This window comes from Rathayibacter tanaceti (assembly GCF_001634385.1).
Lineage (GTDB): Bacteria > Actinomycetota > Actinomycetes > Actinomycetales > Microbacteriaceae > Rathayibacter > Rathayibacter tanaceti.
Genome location: NZ_LIIN01000296.1, coordinates 1 through 734, shown reverse-complemented (window position 1 = coordinate 734; position 734 = coordinate 1). Strand labels below are relative to the sequence as shown.

Below are 734 nucleotides of genomic sequence, written 5' to 3'. Positions count from 1 at the left end.
CGCCGACCCGGCAGGGCTCTCCGATGCCGACTACCTCGCCCTGCTGGCGGCGGACGGCGACGACCTCGACGCGCTCGCCGCGCTCGCCGACGACGTCCGCCGGGAGGCCGTGGGCGACGTCGTCTCGATCGTCGTGAACCGCAACATCGACACCTCCCTCTGGGGTGCAGGCGGCCTCACGGTCGAACGCCTGGAAGAACTCGCCGACGAAGCCGTCGCGCTGGGAGCGACCGAACTCTGCCTCCAGGGCGCGATCGGCCAGGAGCATCCGGGCGACGATCTGCTCCTGATCGCGCGCACCCTCTCGGCCAGGCAGCCCTCCCTGCACCTGCACGCATACCGGCCCGGTGAGATCCTCGAGGTCGCCCGGCGCACGGGCCGCACTCTGCCCGCGATGCTCGACGCGCTCCGCGAGGCGGGGGTCGACTCCGTCCCGGGCACGGCCGCGCGGATCCTCGACGACGGCGTGCGCGCGATCCTCAGCGAGGGCACAGACCCGACGCCGCCGAGTGGCGCGAGACGATCACCGCGGCCCACCGCAGCGGGCTCCGCTCGACCTCGACCATGGTCTACGGGCATGTCGAGACCCCGGAGCAGCAGCTCGCCCACCTGCGCACACTGGCTACGATCCAGGACGAGACGGGCGGGTTCACCGAGTTCATCGCGATGCCGTTCGTGCCCGCAGAGGCGCCGCCGGCGGTCGCGCGCGCGACCAGAGGCGGACCCGGCCTCCG

Annotated in this window: 1 protein-coding gene; it reads right to left on the bottom strand. The window is 73.4% G+C overall.

The annotated features are described in order from the left end of the window. On the bottom strand, positions 1-334 hold a 334-nt coding region (locus ACH61_RS18735; RefSeq protein WP_236713738.1), incomplete at its 3' end, for a hypothetical protein. Positions 335-734 lie beyond the last annotated feature (400 nt).